This is a genomic window from Aporhodopirellula rubra (assembly GCF_014192335.1).
GTDB classification, from domain to species: Bacteria; Planctomycetota; Planctomycetia; order Pirellulales; family Pirellulaceae; genus Rhodopirellula; species Rhodopirellula rubra.
The window spans coordinates 397,719-415,413 of sequence record NZ_JACHXU010000004.1 but is presented as its reverse complement, the minus strand read 5'-3'; the positions used below and the strand labels follow the sequence as shown (position 1 = coordinate 415,413).

The window sequence follows — 17,695 nt, the reverse complement described above, 5'->3', positions numbered from 1 at the left end:
TCAATCAACGCCTCGCCATTCAGCCCCGGGCATCTTGAACAGAGGACTTGAGCTTCGGCTAGGCGAAGCGTTTTGAACCGCGACGAACGAAGCAATATGAAAGAGAAAGTGACGCAACCGTCGCATCCACGCGAAGTCAAATCCTTATTGGTTGGGCGTTAATCAGGTCTATCGCAACGCAACGAAGAGGGACCGAGTCGACCTCGCGAGTTATTACCTGAATCTAGTCGGGTTGGGTGGCAGTCTGAACAAGCGAGCCAAAGATCTCAGTCAAGGGATGCAGCAACGCGTCGGGATCGCTCGTGCTTTCGCACTGAAGCCGAAGATGCTGTTGCTCGACGAGCCGTTCGGGATGTTGGATTCGCTGACCCGGATGGAACTGCAGGAAATCCTGTTGGAAATTTTGATTCGCGACAAAGTCACCACGGTGATGGTGACTCACGACGTCGATGAAGCACTGTTCATGAGTGACCGCGTGGTCATGATGACCAACGGTCCTCGGGCTCGCGTCGGCGCAATCTTTAGTCTGCCGTTTGATCGCCCACGCGTACGGGCGGACGTGCTCGATCACCCGGAATATTACGAATATCGAAGGAAGATGATTCAGTTCCTCGAGGAGCAGGATCATCGCAAACTCAAAGCGGATGCGGATGCACTAGAGGCCGCCAAACAACAAACTGAATCGGAGGAGTCACAGGTGGCAGAGGTCGTTTGAGTTTTTTATTCATCCATCTCAATTTGCACCACCTGAAAAAGTCATGTCTTCTTCATTTCATACCATCGACCATTGGTCGTCTAATTTAAGTATCTCGTCCCTGCCTTCGAATTGTTTCCTCAGTGACGTGGTCGTCTTTGACGTCGACGAGACGGGAGCCTTGTTGCCGAGTCGACGCAACGAGTTGGTTTCGTTGGCAGAGTTGGCGTTGCAGTCCGGAACGGCTGTGGTCACGTCGGAAGATCTGCCTCTGGATTCCTCCGCCGCGATCGCCATTCCGGTTCACTGCGAACAACGCGTTGTGTCAGTCGTGGTGTTGTTGGCACGTAATAGCGACGGCGCCTCTGAATCGCCGATCGGTGTTTTCGAGGTTTGGGAACCAATCGGCATCTATGACGAAGTGGCATTGAAAGATGGCTACTACGGAAAGATGGAACGGTTTCACAACGTCAGCTCGTTTGTTCGTTTTGAACGAGGTAGCGGCCTGCCGGGGCAAGTATGGCAAGATCGCTGTAGCTTGATACATGACGATTTGGCTAATCACCCCGGGTTCTTGAGAGCTGCGGGCGCGTCGGCCGATCATTTGCGAACAGCGATCGGTATTCCGGTTGCATCGGATTCGTTTCGCTCGGCGGCGGTTCTGATCAGTTCATCAGTGACCCCGATTGCTCGTGGCATGGAGGTCTGGACGGCTCTGGATGATGAAGGCGAATTCGAGCTCAGCTCGTCGGCGTATTACGGATTGGGGGATGATTATCCATTGCCCAGCGGTACCCGATGTTCGTCCGGCTTAGCACCGTTCACGCGGTTGCAAAAAGAACGGCGAGTCCTCGTCACGGACGACCCCAATGAGCTGCTCGCCGGACGTAATCCTGACTCGGCATCACCAGGGCCGACATCCGGATTGGCGATTCCATTTTTTGATGGCCCTAAGCTAGCCAGTATCACGTTGTTTTTGTTTTAGGCATACGTTGCCAAACGTCAATGAGCGGCGGTAACTACTCGTGTTCGTCGCGATCGAGTCTCCTTACATATTTGCATGTCTAGTACACTTCCTATCGAATCGAAAAGCGCTGGACGATCGGGTTCATCACGATCGCCGTTGCCGTTTTCGCAGCGCGAATCGGACTTCGATCTCGTCGGAATGTTGCTCGAACAGCAACAATCGTTGACGGCGGTGGAGCAGTTTTCCGAGGCACATTCAGCAGGCGAAATTGAGCCGTCGCAATCAGTTTATTATCGGCAATTGTTGCCCGCGACTCCTCCGCAACCGGGCCAGCAACTCGCCTTTGAAGTCAATCTGGACTCGTGCAGTGGTTGCAAGGCGTGCGTCGTTGCCTGCCATACGATGAACGGCCTTGAGGAAACCGAAAGTTGGCGGAAGGTTGGTACGCTGACAATCGGGGCGACCGAGTCTGAGCAAGTTATCGAAGCTGACGATGTGATCATGCCTACGGCGATCGACATCGAAACATCACCGGTGACGATTGCGGGGTCCGGCATCCAACATGTTACGACTGCCTGCCATCACTGCGAAGATCCGGGGTGCCTCAACGGATGCCCCGTCAAGGCCTATGTGAAAGAGCCTGTTACGGGGATCGTGCGACACCTCGACGACCAATGTATCGGCTGTAAGTACTGCACGATGATGTGCCCGTACGAAGTTCCGAAGTACAGCAAGCGTTTGGGCATCGTCCGTAAGTGTGACATGTGTCATCAACGGTTGAAGACTGGGGAGGCTCCCGCCTGCGTGCAGTCGTGTCCCAACGAGGCGATCGCGATTCGGACGGTCGAACGCGTGCGATCAGACATCGATGTTGACGAACGGTTGGTTCCGGAAGCACCCTTGTCGACGTTAACCCGCCCGACAACTCAATATGTAACTGACCGTGCGGACCAAATTCGAGAGGCGGTTCCACAAGATTCGTCAATCGATGAGGTCGCCGAAAGTCATTGGCCTTTGGCACTCATGTTGATCGGCACCGAAGTGTCCGTCGGCATGATTGCACTCGAACGTTTCGTCGCGTTGGGAATGTGGCTCAACGGTTCCGTGATGCCGATTGAGGCGACGCGTTTGACCGCGTTGGTGTCTCTCGTGATTGCGATGGTTGGATTGAACATTGCCCCTTTGCATTTGGGGCAACCACTGCGAGCGTGGCGAGTGTTTCTCGGTTTGCGAACGTCCTGGTTAAGCCGTGAGGCGGTGTTGTTAGGGAAGTATGTCGGTGCGTTGGTGCTCGCAACGGTCCTGTTGTGGTTGCCGGTGATCGCGGCTTGGACACCAGCAAGTTTGTCGGAGCGGATTCCTCAATGGGTGGTCGTGCCGTCGTGGGCATCCGGTGCCGCCTTGGCAGCATCATTGCTGCTCGGTGCCGCCGGCCTATACAGCAGTGCGATGATCTACATCGCAACGCGACGCGAGCTTTGGCGATTTAACCGAACGATGCCGCGTTTTCTCTCTACCGGATTGATCGTGGGGGCATCGTTGACGGCGCTGACGGTGATGGCGACCACGGAATCAAAGACCGCCGGAAATCTATTGTTGCTCATTGGTGCTATGGCGGGGGCGGCGAAGTTGTTCTGGGAGACGGGGCTCTACCTGGGGCCGGCTAAGTCCAGCGGTACGCGTCGTTCCTCGTCGACGAAAACACTCGATGAACGTAGTCGGCGTCTGGTGCAGACTCACCTCACCGGCGTAAGCCGAGTTCGATTGTTCGGCGGATGGATCGGAGTCGCTGCGTGCATGTTTGCCATGGCTGGGATCGCGGTCGGTTGGAACACGGCGGCATTGTTGATGATGACGCTCGCCACGGTCGCCTTCCTCGCCGGCGAATCATCAGAGCGTTTGCTGTATTTCATGAGCGTGGTCTATGACCGCATGCCGGGGACGTTGAAATGAGTGTGGATCTTACTTCGAGTGCCGCTGTCGATTTGACATCAGCCAACGGTGCGAAAATGCCGTTGGAGTTGCCGCAGGTCTTGGTTCGCCGCGAAGGCGCGATGACCCGGGAGTTATTGTTGCATCCCGGCGAACACGGTCTTGGGATGACGCACTCGTCGATGGCGGCTGACACGACCACCACGGCGACGTGCGGTTTCTGCGCGACGGGGTGTGGATTGCGATTGCATTTGCGTGAGGGCGTGGCGGTCGGGTTGACGCCTGAAACGAAGTATCCCGTGAACCTGGGGATGGCGTGTCCCAAAGGTTGGGAAGCGTTGCGGGTGTTGGATTCTCCGGAGCGGGCAACGACGCCGCTATTACGAGGTGCCGACGGGAAACATCAGCCGATCGGATGGGACCAAGCGTTTCAAACATTTGTCGAAGGATTCCGAGGCGTCCAAGAACGACACGGATTGGACTCGGTTGCATTTCTTTCGACCGGGCAAATTCCTTCGGAAGAGATGGCTTTCCTGGGGGCGTTAGCTCGGTTCGGAATGGGCATCAAGCACGGCGATGGCAACACGCGTCAATGCATGGCGACAGCGGCAACGGCGTACAAGGAGTCCTTCGGATTCGATTCGCCTCCCTACACTTATGACGATTTTGAAAAGAGCGATTGCCTCGTCTTCATCGGTGCGAACCCTTGTATCGCTCATCCGATCATGTGGGAACGCGTGCTGAGGAATCGAAACCAGCCTGAGATCATCGTGATTGATCCTCGTCGGACTGAAACCGCGATGGCGGCGACGCAACATTTGCAAATCCGTCCGAAGAATGATCTCGCGTTACTCTATGCGATCACTAACTACTTGATCCAAAATGATTATGTCGATCAAGATTTCGTAGCGTCGCACACCAACGGTTTCGAGACGTTGCGGGAACACGTCGCTGCGTTCGATATTGAATCCGTGGCGCGTGCTGCGGGCATTTCTCCCGCTGCGGTTCAGCGTGCGGCCGAAACGATCGGAAAGGGATCTGCGGTTTCTCTTTGGTGGACGATGGGCGTCAATCAAAGTTATCAAGGTACTCGTACCGCTCAAGCGATCATCAACATCGCACTGATCACAGGAAACATTGGCCGGCCGGGAACGGGAGCCAATAGCATTACCGGTCAGTGCAACGCGATGGGGTCACGGTTGTGGAGTAACACAACTAATCTGATCGGGCATCATCGTTTCGAGGAGGAGGCCGATCGACGCAAGGTGGCCGACGCACTCGGGATGGATGAGCAGTGCATCCCGAGTGAAGGCAGTTGGAAGTACGACCGAATCATTGAAGGCGTCCGGCGTGGAGAGATCAAAGGATTGTGGGTGATCGCGACCAATCCGGCTCACAGTTGGATTGATCAATCAGACGTCCGTGAGCTGTTCGGCAAATTGGATTTCATGGTCGTCCAAGACATGTATCACACGACCGAGACGGCCCGGCATGCGAACCTCGTCTTGCCCTCGGCAGGTTGGGGCGAAAAAGAGGGGACGTTCATCAACAGCGAACGACGCATCGGATTGATCAAAAAGGTTCGTCATGCACCGGGCGAAGCTCTCGCGGATTTTCACATCTTTCGAGGAATCGCTCACTACTGGGGCCTGGCCGAACAATTTGCGGAATGGACCGATCCAGAAGCCGTCTTTCGGATCCTACAACGGCTCAGTCGGGATCAACCGTGTGACATAACAGGCATTGATGGCTATCGGCAACTCGATGCGTGTGGTGGCGTGCAGTGGCCGTGGACGGAGCAGGACGCCGGCGATGACCGAAGCGATCCACCGCAACAACGTCGGTTGTTCAGCGATGGTCGGTTTTTCCACGAAGATGGTCGCGCAAAACTGGTCGTTGATTCCGTTGAGCCGATGCCCGAACCACCCAACGCGGCGTACCCGATCACATTGTTGACAGGCCGCGGAACCGTTAGCCAATGGCACACGCAAACGCGGACGCGCCAAAGCCCCGTACTGCGTTTGTTGTACCCGAATGAACCTTACGTCGAGATCAATCCGGTGGATGCGGATGCCTTGGAAATCGACCACGGCCAGAAGGTTCGAGTTCAGTCACGGCGCGGCGAAGTCATCGTGACGGCCAACGTGACCGCGACGGTCCGGCGGGGGCAAGCATTCATTCCGATGCATTACGAATCGACGAATCGATTGACGCTGTCACACTTTGATCCGCAAAGCGGGCAGCCGAGCTACAAAGACTGCGCCGTACGCATTATTCCACAGAGCAATTAGCACGAAGATTATCATGTCTGACAAAGCGTTCACTAACGAACAAAAACAATATCTGTGTGGATTCTCATTCGGAGCCGATGTCGCGAGAGCGGTCAGCGGATTGCCCGTCTTATCCAACAGTGCCGGTGGCGGCACGTCGCTGACGATCGGAAACGGTACGGCGGCCGTTGATGGTAATGCATTGCCGGTCGGCCCTGAACGGATCGCACTTGAAGCACAAGCGGAAACAGTCGCCGCAGGTAAGAAGTTGTGCAAAGAGGAACTCGCCAAACAGGCGAAGAACCCGCTCGACATGTGGGATGAAATTGTGGGGCGTAGCGACGCTGGAGAATTTCCAACAGGGACAGACGTCTTTCTGACGAAATTTCACGGCTTGTTTCATGTCGCTCCCGCACAAGACTCGTTCATGATGCGATTGCGAATTCCCGGAGGCCTCTCGCGTGCTTGGCAATTAACCGGACTCGCGGACCTGTCTGATCGGTCGGCAGGCGGTTATCTCGACGTCACCACTCGTGCGAACTTGCAGTTTCGTGAAATCCCGGCCGATCAAGCCGCGAACATGCTGTACGGGATTCGCGAACTCGATGTCATCAGTTTGGGATCCGGCGGAGACAACATCCGCAACTGCACGGCGAGTTGTTTGTCGGGGATTGATCCTGACGAACTGATTGAAACGATTCCACTTGCTCAACGAATGCACCACTACATTTTGAATCACCGCGAAATGTATGGCTTGCCACGAAAATTCAACATCGCGTTCGATGGTGGCGGCAGAATCGCATCGCTCGAAGACACGAACGACATCGGATTTAAAGCGGTCCGCATCGATGCTTCGAACGCCTCGGATGATTTGCCTGAGGGCGTGTATTTCCAGTTGACGCTCGGAGGAATCACGGGGCACCAGGACTTTGCACGGCCCACGGGCGTTCTGTTGAAACCCGATGAATGTGTCCCGGTCGCGGGTGCGATCGTGCGTGTCTTCGTGAAAAACGGTGATCGTACCGATCGCAAAAAGGCACGTTTGAAATACGTTTTGGATGATTGGGGATTCGATCGGTTTATCGCGGAAGTCGAAAAAGAACACGGCTCGACGCTACGGCGGGTCGACGAATCGCTGTTGACGATTGTCGAGAACGAAGACCGAATGGCGCACGTGGGTTTCCACGAACAGAAACAAAAAGGTCGGTATTACGTCGGCGTTGTTTTGCCGGTTGGTCGCATGACCAGCGATCAGGCTCGTTCTCTCGCGGAGATTGCGGACGAGTTTGGTAATGGCGAAATCCGTTGGACGGTATGGCAAAACCTGATCATTCCTGGCATCCGCGAGCGTGACCTCGCCGAAGTGCAGGCAGCGATCTTGGCGTGTGGGTTGGACTACCGAGCGAGTTCCTTCCGCGCCGGATTGGTCGCCTGCACCGGTAGTGCGGGGTGCAAATTCGCGGGAGCGGATACCAAGGCGAATGCCATGGCGTTAGCCCACGCACTTGAATCGCAATTCGAAATTGACGTCCCGATCAACATTCACCTAACTGGTTGTCACCACAGTTGTGCACAGCACTACATCGGTGATATCGGCCTGATCGCGTGTCAGGTCGAACGGGGTGACGACATGGTTGACGGATACCACGTGATGGTCGGTGGTGGTTGGGGGGAACGCCGAGGTATCGGGCGATCCTTGCTGCAATCGATTGCGTTTGACGAATTGCCACCGCTCATCACCAATTTGATTGACGGGTACCTCGCCGAGCGGCAAGTCGACGAATCGTTTGTCGCTTTCGCCCGCAGAAAGACGATTGAGGAACTTCGTTCTCTCACCCACGCCACCGTCGCATAACGTTTGCCTGGCAAACTAACGTGTCCCTTTTTACTCTTATTCGATTGCCGACCCATGATTCCAGAATCAGCTCCATTTAACGAAGAACAACGTGCTTGGCTCAATGGATTTTTCGCCGGCCTGACTGGCATCAAGGCCGATGCGGATCCCGCCGTCGTTTCGCAAGCACTCGGTGCGAATCTCGGAGGAACCGTTGCCGAAGCCGAACCGGAGGAAGATTTCGCGTGGCACGATTCGTCATTGCCGATTGTGGATCGAATGGCTTTGGCGGAAGGCAAGCCAACCGAACGCAAGCTGATGGCTGCAATGGCTCAACTCGATTGTGGATCGTGTGGGTATCTTTGCCAGACTTACAGCGAGGCCATTGCTCGCGGCGAAGAAACCAACCTCACGCTGTGCAGTCCCGGCGGAAAAGAAACGAAGCAGATGATTAAGAAGATTCTTGCCGAAAGCGACTCTGCGGGCAATGGAAATGGGGCGTCTCCTAATGGCAGCTCAAACGGTGCCGCCGCACGTAACGGCAAAGCCGCACAGTGGTCTCGCAACAATCCATTCACGGCGAAGTTGATCGAGTCTCGTGAACTGAATGTGGAGGGTTCCGCAAAAGACACGCGGCATGTCGTGATCGATCTCACCGGTTCGGGATTGAAGTACGATGTCGGTGACGCGCTCGGTGTGATGCCGGAAAATTGCCCGGACTTGGCGAATCGGCTAGTCGAGGCGATGGCGGCCGATCCGAATGTTACCGTGACCACGCCCAGTGGGACTACGAAATCACTCTTGAAGGCATTGTGCGAAGACTATTGCTTGAAAGATCCGAGCGACGAGTTGATTGAACTGTTGATCGATCGCATAACCGATGCGTCGGCGCAATCAACCCTGCGCAACATGTTGGACGTCGGGGTGCCCGACGGGTTTGATGTCCTCGATGTCTTTGAGGTTGCCAAGGGGGCGACGGTGTCAGGGACGGAGGTGATCGAAACACTCGATCCGTTGAACCCTCGTTTGTATTCTATCGCGAGCAGCATGAAGCGAGTCGGCGACCAAGTGCATTTGACAGTTGGTAAGGTCGTTTACGAACGGGAAGGTCGATTGCGGAAAGGTGTCGCGAGTACGATGTTGGCCGAGCGTATTGATGCAGGCGAAACCGTTCGTGTGTTCGTGCAACCCAACCATGCCGGGTTTACCGTTCCGTCGGATCCGGAAACGCCCATGATTATGGTCGGCCCCGGTACCGGTATCGCGCCGTTCGTCGCATTCTTACAAGAGCGTGCCGAGTCGAAAGCCGCTGGAAAGAACTGGTTGTTTTTCGGTGACCAACACGAGGCGTTCGATTTCCTCTATCGCGACGAGCTCGAAGAGTATCAAGCCTCGGGGATCCTTACCCGGCTCGATACCGCGTTCAGTCGTGACAGTGATCAGAAGGTTTATGTGCAGGACCGGATGCGAGAAAACGCCGCTGAATTATGGCAGTGGTTGCAATCGGGAGCCATGTTTTATGTTTGCGGCGATGCCTCTCGCATGGCCAAGGACGTCGATCGAGCGTTGCAGCAGGTGGTCGCGTCCGAAGGTGGGATGAGCGACGAGGAAGCGGCCGCGTACGTCAAAGACCTGTCGAGCAGCGGACGTTACCATCGCGACGTCTATTAGGATTGACCAAGTGCGGCGGCGTTGAGAGCTAGAGAGTCTTACGCCGACCGACACGAAGTTCGATGGATCTGTGAAGGGGCCAAAAAAAATCCGCACACTTGTCAATCGCGAGGTGTCGGGTTGGGGGTGCCAACGCAAACAGTACTGCGATTTCGATGCGTGCGGATCTGACGAAATGTCGGGCTGCGTATCTGTTGAAGATGATCCGGATACGACTAAAAAGGCTGGTGATTAGGCAGCGTCTTTCTTCTTGCCTTTACCTTTTCCCTTGCCTTGCCCCTTTCCTGCTTCGCGATTGCCACCGCGAGCGGTGAGTTGTTTGCGAGCGGCCTCGGGAAGGGCGGCCAATTGTTCTTCAGTGAACACGCCAGCGATGGTCTTTTTCATTTGATTGGTGGCGGCTCGCATTTCGCTCACGAGTGCCATTTCTTCTTCGCTCAACGCTTCGCTAACTTTGGCGGCCATTTCTTTGCCTTTGAGGCCTGCTTCACGGGCGGCTTTAGAGGCTTCGGATTGCTTTTTGGTCACTTCAGGAGTGAGGCCTTTTTCACGCAGTTCTTTGACCTTGGCTTCGAAGGTCTTTGCGGCCGCTTGGATCTTCGTCATTTGTTCGGCGCTGAGGCCGGCGTCTTTCAGGCTGGTCATCAGGCGGGCGACCATTGGGTTGCCTTTGCCTGCCCGCTCGCCCTTGTTTTTGCGATTGGGTTTTTCATCTGCGAACGTCGTCATGGCGAGAGTAGCGACGAGTGCGAGAGCGAGAAAACTTCTCATGGTCGGGTTCCTTGGAACAATCAAGTGGGGGAGTAAGATCATACAAGAGCGTATTATCCTACGCTATCAAACGCCCACCGGTGGGGAATGTTCCGCCCCGGAATGAAAATTTCTCCCGCGCGTTCTGATCTGAAGCTCCGGCAGACGCCTTACACTCCCAATTCAGCCTTGGTTTCCGCGAATTTCGAGATCGCGAAGGACAAATCGTCTCGAGTGTGAGCAGCCGAGACCTGGGTTCGGATTCTGGCTTGCCCTCGGGGGACGACGGGGAAGGAGAAACCCACAACGTAGACGCCTTTCTCCAGCATCGCGTCGGCCATGCGGGCCGCAACAACGGCATCGCCCAGCATGATCGGAACGATCGGGTGTTCGCCCGGAATGATGTCGAAACCCGCATCCTGCAATCCGGCGCGGAAGAACGCGGTGTTTTCTTCGAGGCGGTCGCGCAGCTCCGTCGAGTCGTTCAGCAGATCGAGAGCTGCGATCGAACCGGCGACAATGGGAGGGGCGACCGAGTTTGAAAACAGGTACGGGCGTGAACGTTGGCGTAGTAGTTCGACGATTTCACGGCGCCCACTTGTGTATCCGCCGCTGGCGCCGCCGAGTGCTTTGCCGAGTGTTCCCGTGATGATGTCGATCCGGTCCATGACGTCATGGTGTTCATGGGTGCCGCGTCCGTGTTTGCCCATGAATCCGACGGAGTGAGAGTCGTCGACCATGACCAACGCGTCGTATCGCTCGGCGAGGTCGCAAATGCCCGGCAGGTTGGCGATCGTGCCGTCCATCGAAAACACGCCGTCGGTGGCGATCAACCGATACCGGGCTGAACTCGCTTCGATCAGTTTGGCTTCGAGATCGGCCAGGTCATTGTTGGCGTATCGGAATCGCTGGGCTTTGCACAAACGAATGCCATCGATGATCGACGCGTGATTAAGAGCGTCGGAGATCACGGCATCCTCGGCGCCGAGCAGGGTTTCGAAGAGGCCCCCGTTGGCGTCAAAGCAGGAGGTGTACAGGATCGTGTCTTCGGTTCCGAGGAAATCGCTGAGCCGTTGTTCGAGTTCCTTGTGAATGGTTTGCGTTCCGCAGATAAATCGCACTGACGATAAACCGTAGCCCCATTGTTCGAGCCCTTTCGCGGCAGCGTCCCGGACGCCTTCGTGTTCAGCCAGGCCGAGGTAATTGTTGGCGCACAGGTTGAGTACGGTTTTGTCGTCACCGACGCGGACATGCATGTCCTGCGGAGAACGGATCGAACGTTCGGATTTGTAGAGGCCGTCTTCACGGATCTGATTGAGTTGCTCGTCTAGGTGTTTGCGAAAGCTACCGTACATTTACACGTTCCAATTCAAAATGACCTTGCCGGACTGTCCTGACATCATCACGTCAAAACCTTTTTCAAAATCCTGGTAGTCAAACCGGTGAGTGACGATTGGCGATAGATCCAGGCCGCACTGGAGCATCATGGTCATTTGGTACCACGTGTCGTACATCTCGCGACCGTAGATGCCTTTGATCGTTAGCATATTAAAGACGACCGTGTTCCAGTCGATCGACATTTCTTCGCTGGGGATTCCCAGCATCGCGATGTTTCCGCCATGACACATTTGCGAGATCATGTCGCGGAAGGCGGTCGGGTTGCCCGACATTTCCAGGCCGACGTTGAAGCCTTCTTTCATGCCGAGTTCGCGTTGAACGTCAAAGAGTTTCTCGTGGCGAACATCGACGGTCCGGGTGGCACCGAGTTTCTTACCGAGTTCGAGACGCCAAGGGTTGATGTCCGTGAGGACGACGTGTCGGGCACCGGCATGTTTTGCGACCGCTGCGGCCATGCAGCCGATCGGTCCCGCGCCGGTGATCAGCACATCCTCGCCTAGGATCTCGAACGACAACGCGGTATGAACGGCGTTGCCGAAAGGGTCAAAGATGGCCGCGATGTCACGGTCGATATTGCGATCATGGTTCCAAACATTGGTTACCGGGAGCGCGATGTATTCGGCAAAGGCACCGGGGCGGTTCACCCCGATCCCCTTTGTGTCGGCACACAGGTGACGTCGGCCCGCCATGCAATTGCGGCAGCGGCCACAGACAACGTGCCCTTCTCCACTGACGATGTCGCCGGCGCGAAAGTCGACCACGTTCGAGCCGACTTCGACAATTTCTCCGACGAACTCATGCCCGACGACCATGGGGACTGGAATCGTTTTTTGAGCCCAGGCGTCCCATGTGTAGATATGAACGTCAGTTCCGCAAATGCCAGTGCGATCCACTCGAATCAGCACATCGTTGATACCGATGCTGGGGATGGGGACTTCTTCTAACCACAAACCCGGCTGTCGGTGACGCTTAACGAGTGCTTTCATATTCGAATTACTGATCGATGGATGCGACTTCCTTTCCGGCTCGCGTACCCAATGCACCCCACAAACCGTAAGGGCTGATAGAGCCTGGTGCGCTTTCGCCGGTTCCACCCGACCACACATTGCCGTGGTGGACATCTCCCGCCTCAATAGAGTCGGTGATGAATCGTACCGCGCCATCACCCATCAAAACATGGGCACCGCCTTGGTGCTGGCTGCTCACCGACGCTATTCCGTAACTGTCGGCGGTTGTACCGCCAAAGCAGAGTTCACGGTTCGGCGGAAGAATTGTGTTAACCGCGGAATAAGCCGCGCCGGACGATGCCCAACGGTAGCCTCGGCCTTCATTAGACGCCGCAAGTGTCGGCGGCGTTCCGGTTGCCCAAAATTGTGGACGCGTGCTGTCGGTAAGACCTTCGTGCAAGCACAAATCGGGCTCGTCTCGAACCGTTTCGGCGCCACTGTCATTACCAACTGCAGCAATTGTCCGAATGTTGCGGTCACCAAGGTCAGTCGTGATCTCGCCACAGATGATGGTGTTGGCGAGCCCATCGAGAATGTCACGGAAACCTGTTTGCTGGTGTGACACAAACGCACCACGACACGCAGCACGGGTTTCCGATGCGTGAGTGGAAGCGTTGCCGAGAACCAACGTCGGTGCAGAAGGGTCGTTATCGATTCCGAGTTTGCCCAATCCCATGTAGTGGATCGAATCACCAAGGCACGCCGCGTAGTTGGTACGGCCCAACGCTGGCAATCCCGTTCCCGGATCGCTTGGGCAGCGAAGGGTTGGGATTTCGGTTGACCACGGTGCGTAGTTCCCTTCGTTCGTTTCGGGACCCATCGCCGGCCAAGGGTTGGGCGTGCCACCTGCGTTGGCCATCGGGTTCACGATTTGTTCCCACAACGCTTGCTGTTCGAAGAACGGTGTCAGTCCGACCCAGATCGACAAATCCATGCGGTTGGTCAGGTTGCTGCCGACGGCGGCTCCATCGGCCCAGGTGCCTGCACCGTGCATTGGCATTTTATTGTAGGAGGAGTGGTAATTGTGGACCGCAAGTCCGAGTTGTTTGAGGTTGTTGCTGCAACTCATTCGCCGTGCTGCTTCGCGCGCAGCTTGGACGGCGGGGAGGAGCAGGCCGACGAGCACACCGATGATGGCGATCACGACCAGAAGTTCGACGAGGGTGAATCCGAATGGGGCGCGACGCGCCGGGTGAGTTGATTTCATAGTAGAGTCCGAACAAATAATGGAATGATTGATTAATGAGAAAGATTGCAAGCTCGATCATTGAGTCGCCTTTGATCGGCAGACTCGAGATTCTCATGGAAGGCCCCGTAGGCCCGATCCGGATTTGTCGCAGTGGTGCTTTCGAGAACGCAGCGAGCTAGCCAGCAGCGTGCTGAAAACATCGCGATAACGAACAGGTGCGCAGAGGCTACCCGTCGGTCACAAAGATTCCGGAAACTCAATCAAACAGTGGGCGGACCACGTGAAGAGACTCCGCCACAGAGAGGCGGAAGTGGAAAGGTGAGTCCCTTGAGGCGAGACTCGTCGTCGCTGGCGAAAGGAGCGAACGATATCGCCAACGAGTCGCCGACCTGTCCGACCAAACTGATCGAACAGCAAAGAGCACAAAGCCCCACGCATTCGTCGGCTTTGGATTGCCCGGCAACCAACGACGAGTGCGATTCCGGATGGTCGTCCGCACTCGGATGTTCTGTGGAATGGTCACAGCAACAACCGGTATCGTGCGATTCGGGCGTGTGTGGGGCAGGCGTCGGCGTTGCCGCCGGTTGCGTTGCCACAACCGCACACTCACACGCAACACCGCCCGCCGAATGATCATGCACATGATGGTGGGCAGCGGGCAAAAGCCAGCCACCTACCACATAGGCGATCAGTGCGATTTGAGCGGTGAAACGTTGCATGAATTGCGGGTGTCGAGGGCCGAGCAAGAGAACGGTGTATGCGTGCTACGCGTTGAACTGTGTTTGGTTCATAACAGATTACGCGTAGAAACAGAATAAATGAAGCTGCTTTTTCGCAAGGAATTTCGTGTTTTTACGGAGATTCCTCGGGCATCAACACATCCGTCGTGTTCTGGGGCGTGTTCTGGAAGGTGTGATCGTGCCCGTCATGCGAGTTGTGTTTGTGTCCTGGCAAATTTTCGATTCCGACCGCGATGGCCACACCGAGAAGCAGTGCGGTCGTCAATTTTCCACGGTCGTGATCGTGAAATGCGACCTCCGGAAGAAGGTCTGCCAGGGCGATGCAGATGAAGAATCCGGCTGATACGGCAAGCCCCCAACCGAGGACTTCCGTGCCTTCGGTCCAGTGCGTTGCACCGAAATACATCAGCAACGCACCGAGCGGGCAGGCCAGTGAAAAGCAGATATTCGCGGCACTCTGGGCGTTCTCGGACCAGCCTTGTTTGCTCATCACCGACGTGATCGCGAACGCGTCGAGAGGTTTGTGAAAGGCGACTGCCAAGAACGTTCCCAGACCCGCCAGACCCAGCCACGCACCGTGGTGAGCGTCCGCGATCACGCTACTCGCCAGTGCGACGCCATCGATGATGGTGTGTAGGGCTAAACCGAAGAACATCCCTGCCCAACTGAGTCCCTTGTGGGGGTGAGCGTGGGAATGGGAATGGGAATGGGAATGATCGTGTCCGTGAGAATGGCTGTGTGCGTGAGAATGCACTTCCTCGTGGGCATGCCCATGCTCATGAGAAGTCTCGCCCTCGGGGGAATCACCGTGATCGTGGTGGGCGTGATCGTGCGCTGGGTCGGGTTCCTTGGCACCGTGGTCATGGGTGTGAAATAAGCGGATCAGGAGGAACATCGAAATCAAGCCCACCAACGCCGCTCCCCCGGTTTTGGAAGACGAACCGAGCACCTCGGTCGCGTGTGGCAACAGGTGTAAAAGTGCGATGCCTAGCATTAAACCACCCACGCCGCTCATCAGCATCTGCGTTCGCAAGTGAGTCATGCGAAAGAGTTTCGACAGTCGCCCGCCCATTAGTGACGCCATGATGACGAACACGCAGTAGACGATTAACAACGGTTCGGGCGACAGCGACATCAATAGGACCGGCAGAAAGCGGGGGTGAGGGAAAGAAATGCTCAAAATTGAACCCAACATCCTACGGCATCAAAGCGGAATCGACTATTGACCTATCCAAGGGGGCGGAGAGGCCGCGGTCCCTCAAACGGGATGCGGCCGACAAGGAGGTCATCGACCGGGATTGCGTCAACGCAGCGGAGCGAGTCGGATCCCAGGAGACATCTGCGATGGACGCAAAATGCCGGTGAATCCGGGCACCTGACCCTCTCCTTCGCGTCACCGCCGCGAAGTTGGTCGGATTCGATCAAGTTTGACGGTTATGACGGTCGATACCTTTCCTGATAGGTGGGCTCTCTTTCGAGGGTCGTATGGTTCACTGAGAGGGTTCGCCGCCATGGGGCTATTCGGAACGATTCAGCAATCCGCCGGCGCTCTTAATACGGCTCAGGTGGGACTGCAGGTAGTTGGTAATAACATTGCCAACGCCAACACCGAAGGCTTTATCCGGCAGCGTCTTGAACAGACCCCTGCCGTGGCGGTCCGCGAAGGCGGGCTGATCCTGGGAACCGGGGTCCGGGCCACCGGTGTGAAGCAGGTCATCGACCAGGCTCTCGCCGAACGGATGTTTAACGCTAAGACCGCGCTGTCGGGAAGCGAGGCGTTGCAGTCGGCCTACAACCAACTCGAGGAGTTGACCACGGATCTCGATGGCGGCGGACTGAGCGAACAGTTTTCGTTGTTCAACAACGCGCTGCATGACTTGTCGACTCAGCCGAACGATTCGGCGATGCGTGAGTTCGTGATCATCCAAGGTGAAAACCTCGCCGAAAACTTGCAAACGGCTCGAACGAAAGCAGGCAATTTGGCGGACCAGTGGAATGGCGACATGTCTGACATGGCCACTCAGATCAACCGGTTGACCGAACGCATTGCGAGATTGAATACCGAAATCGCCACGATCGAAGGCGGCGGTTTGCTCGGCAGCGATGCGACCGGTTTGCGAGATCAGCGGTATCGCGATCTGGAAGAACTCGCCAGCTACATCGATATCAATTTCCAAGAACAAGAGAGCGGCAACGTTAACGTGTTCGTCGGCGGTGACTACCTCGTCAGTAACCGTAACTATCGCGAAGTGTATGCGGCATTTGACGAATCGGCGGACGGTTTGGAAGTTCGGATTGTCGACACTGATGCTCCCTTGCAGGTCAAAGGCGGCAAGCTCGGTGCAGCGATCGAAATCCGCGGTGGCGTATTCGGTAACTACATCGATAACCTCGACTACATGGCCGAGTCGTTGATCCGCGGCGTCAACGAAGTTCACTCGCAAGGCCAAGGTCGGACCGGTTTCGATTCACTCGAAGCCGCCTACTCGGGGTTGCCGGGAACGCCGATCAGCCAAGCCGATTTGTCGTTTGAACCGAAGAACGGTAGTTTTGATTTCAACCTCGTCGATAACGATGGCGAGTTACTTTCGACGACCCGGATCGAAGTTCGGAATTTGGGACAGATCGGCGATTCGACGTTGGATTCGATCGCCGCGCAATTGAATGACATCACCGGTATCTCGGCCTCGTTGTCGAGCGATGGGCGGTTGCGAATTGAAAGTGATTCGCCGACGTCGCAGTTCACGTTCGGGGAAGACACGAGCGGTTTCTTAGCCGCAGCGGGGCTCAACACATTCTTCACCGGGACGTCGGCAAAAGACATCGCGGTGAACCAAGTGATCAAAGACGATCTCGACTTGTTGGCGATCTCATCGGGCGGAATCGATCAAGACACTAACACGCTCTACGAACTGTTGGACCTCGTCGACCGTCCGGTGGATGATCTCGACGGACGGTCCATTCGTGGGTTGCACGAACAGATGCTCGCGAAGATCGGCCGCGAAGTGAATTTGCAAACCAGTTCGAGCGAAGGTCTCAACGACTTCTATGCGACTTTGCGAAGTCAACACTTGGCCATCACGGGGGTCAACATCGATGAAGAGTCGATCAAGTTGATTTCGTATCAACGTGCCTTTCAAGCTTCGTCACGGGTGATTGCCACCGCGTCGGAGATGCTTGAAATCTTGATGGCACTGTAACGAAGTTCGTTCCCGATACGGCAGATTGCGGGAGCCTCGGGCA

Annotated in this window: 13 protein-coding genes; 7 read left to right on the top strand and 6 right to left on the bottom strand. The window is 56.0% G+C overall.

The window, feature by feature from the left end:
- Positions 1–151: 151 nt before the first annotated feature.
- The 6 genes from FHS27_RS08150 (at position 152) to FHS27_RS08125 (ending at position 9,368) form a co-directional block, all read left to right on the top strand.
- Entirely contained in the window at positions 152–715 is a 564-nt protein-coding gene (locus FHS27_RS08150) for an ABC transporter ATP-binding protein (RefSeq protein WP_246419260.1), read from the top strand.
- Positions 716–758: 43 nt separating this feature from the next.
- Positions 759–1,679 carry a GAF domain-containing protein gene (locus FHS27_RS08145; RefSeq protein ID WP_221224943.1) on the top strand — a complete coding sequence of 307 codons (921 nt, stop codon included), beginning with the start codon at positions 759–761 and terminating at the stop codon, positions 1,677–1,679.
- A gap of 75 nt (positions 1,680–1,754) precedes the next feature.
- Positions 1,755–3,614, top strand: a complete 1,860-nt coding sequence (locus FHS27_RS08140; protein ID WP_184303897.1) for a DmsC/YnfH family molybdoenzyme membrane anchor subunit — start codon at positions 1,755–1,757, stop codon at positions 3,612–3,614.
- Between the two features lie 56 nt (positions 3,615–3,670).
- Positions 3,671–5,884, top strand: a complete 2,214-nt coding sequence (locus tag FHS27_RS08135; protein ID WP_184303984.1) for a molybdopterin oxidoreductase family protein — start codon at positions 3,671–3,673, stop codon at positions 5,882–5,884.
- 13 nt (positions 5,885–5,897) lie between these two features.
- Positions 5,898–7,718 (top strand): NirA family protein, encoded by a 1,821-nt coding sequence (locus tag FHS27_RS08130; protein WP_184303895.1) that lies wholly within the window; start codon positions 5,898–5,900, stop codon positions 7,716–7,718.
- Between the two features lie 54 nt (positions 7,719–7,772).
- A complete protein-coding gene (locus FHS27_RS08125) occupies positions 7,773–9,368 on the top strand; it encodes a sulfite reductase subunit alpha (protein ID WP_184303893.1) in 1,596 nt (531 codons plus the stop codon).
- A gap of 231 nt (positions 9,369–9,599) precedes the next feature.
- On the opposite strand, the gene FHS27_RS08120 is transcribed toward FHS27_RS08125, so the two are convergent.
- The 6 genes from FHS27_RS08120 to FHS27_RS08095 all read right to left on the bottom strand — a co-directional run bounded on the left by FHS27_RS08120 (position 9,600) and on the right by FHS27_RS08095 (position 15,587).
- Positions 9,600–10,139: a hypothetical protein gene (locus tag FHS27_RS08120; protein ID WP_184303891.1), complete on the bottom strand. Its 540-nt coding sequence runs from the start codon at positions 10,137–10,139 to the stop codon at positions 9,600–9,602.
- Between the two features lie 149 nt (positions 10,140–10,288).
- Positions 10,289–11,473 carry a glycine C-acetyltransferase gene (locus tag FHS27_RS08115; RefSeq protein ID WP_184303889.1) on the bottom strand — a complete coding sequence of 395 codons (1,185 nt, stop codon included), beginning with the start codon at positions 11,471–11,473 and terminating at the stop codon, positions 10,289–10,291.
- A complete protein-coding gene (gene tdh / locus FHS27_RS08110; protein WP_009095566.1) occupies positions 11,474–12,502 on the bottom strand; it encodes an L-threonine 3-dehydrogenase in 1,029 nt (342 codons plus the stop codon).
- Between the two features lie 7 nt (positions 12,503–12,509).
- Positions 12,510–13,730, bottom strand: coding sequence for a DUF1559 domain-containing protein (locus tag FHS27_RS08105; protein ID WP_184303887.1), 1,221 nt, complete (start codon positions 13,728–13,730; stop codon positions 12,510–12,512).
- Between the two features lie 242 nt (positions 13,731–13,972).
- Positions 13,973–14,431, bottom strand: coding sequence for a hypothetical protein (locus tag FHS27_RS08100; RefSeq protein ID WP_184303885.1), 459 nt, complete (start codon positions 14,429–14,431; stop codon positions 13,973–13,975).
- Positions 14,432–14,564: 133 nt separating this feature from the next.
- Entirely contained in the window at positions 14,565–15,587 is a 1,023-nt protein-coding gene (locus tag FHS27_RS08095) for a ZIP family metal transporter (RefSeq protein WP_184303883.1), read from the bottom strand.
- 376 nt (positions 15,588–15,963) lie between these two features.
- Between FHS27_RS08095 and flgK the strand changes: the two genes are divergently transcribed.
- Entirely contained in the window at positions 15,964–17,652 is a 1,689-nt protein-coding gene (flgK, locus tag FHS27_RS08090) for a flagellar hook-associated protein FlgK (protein ID WP_184303881.1), read from the top strand.
- Positions 17,653–17,695: the final 43 nt, after the last annotated feature.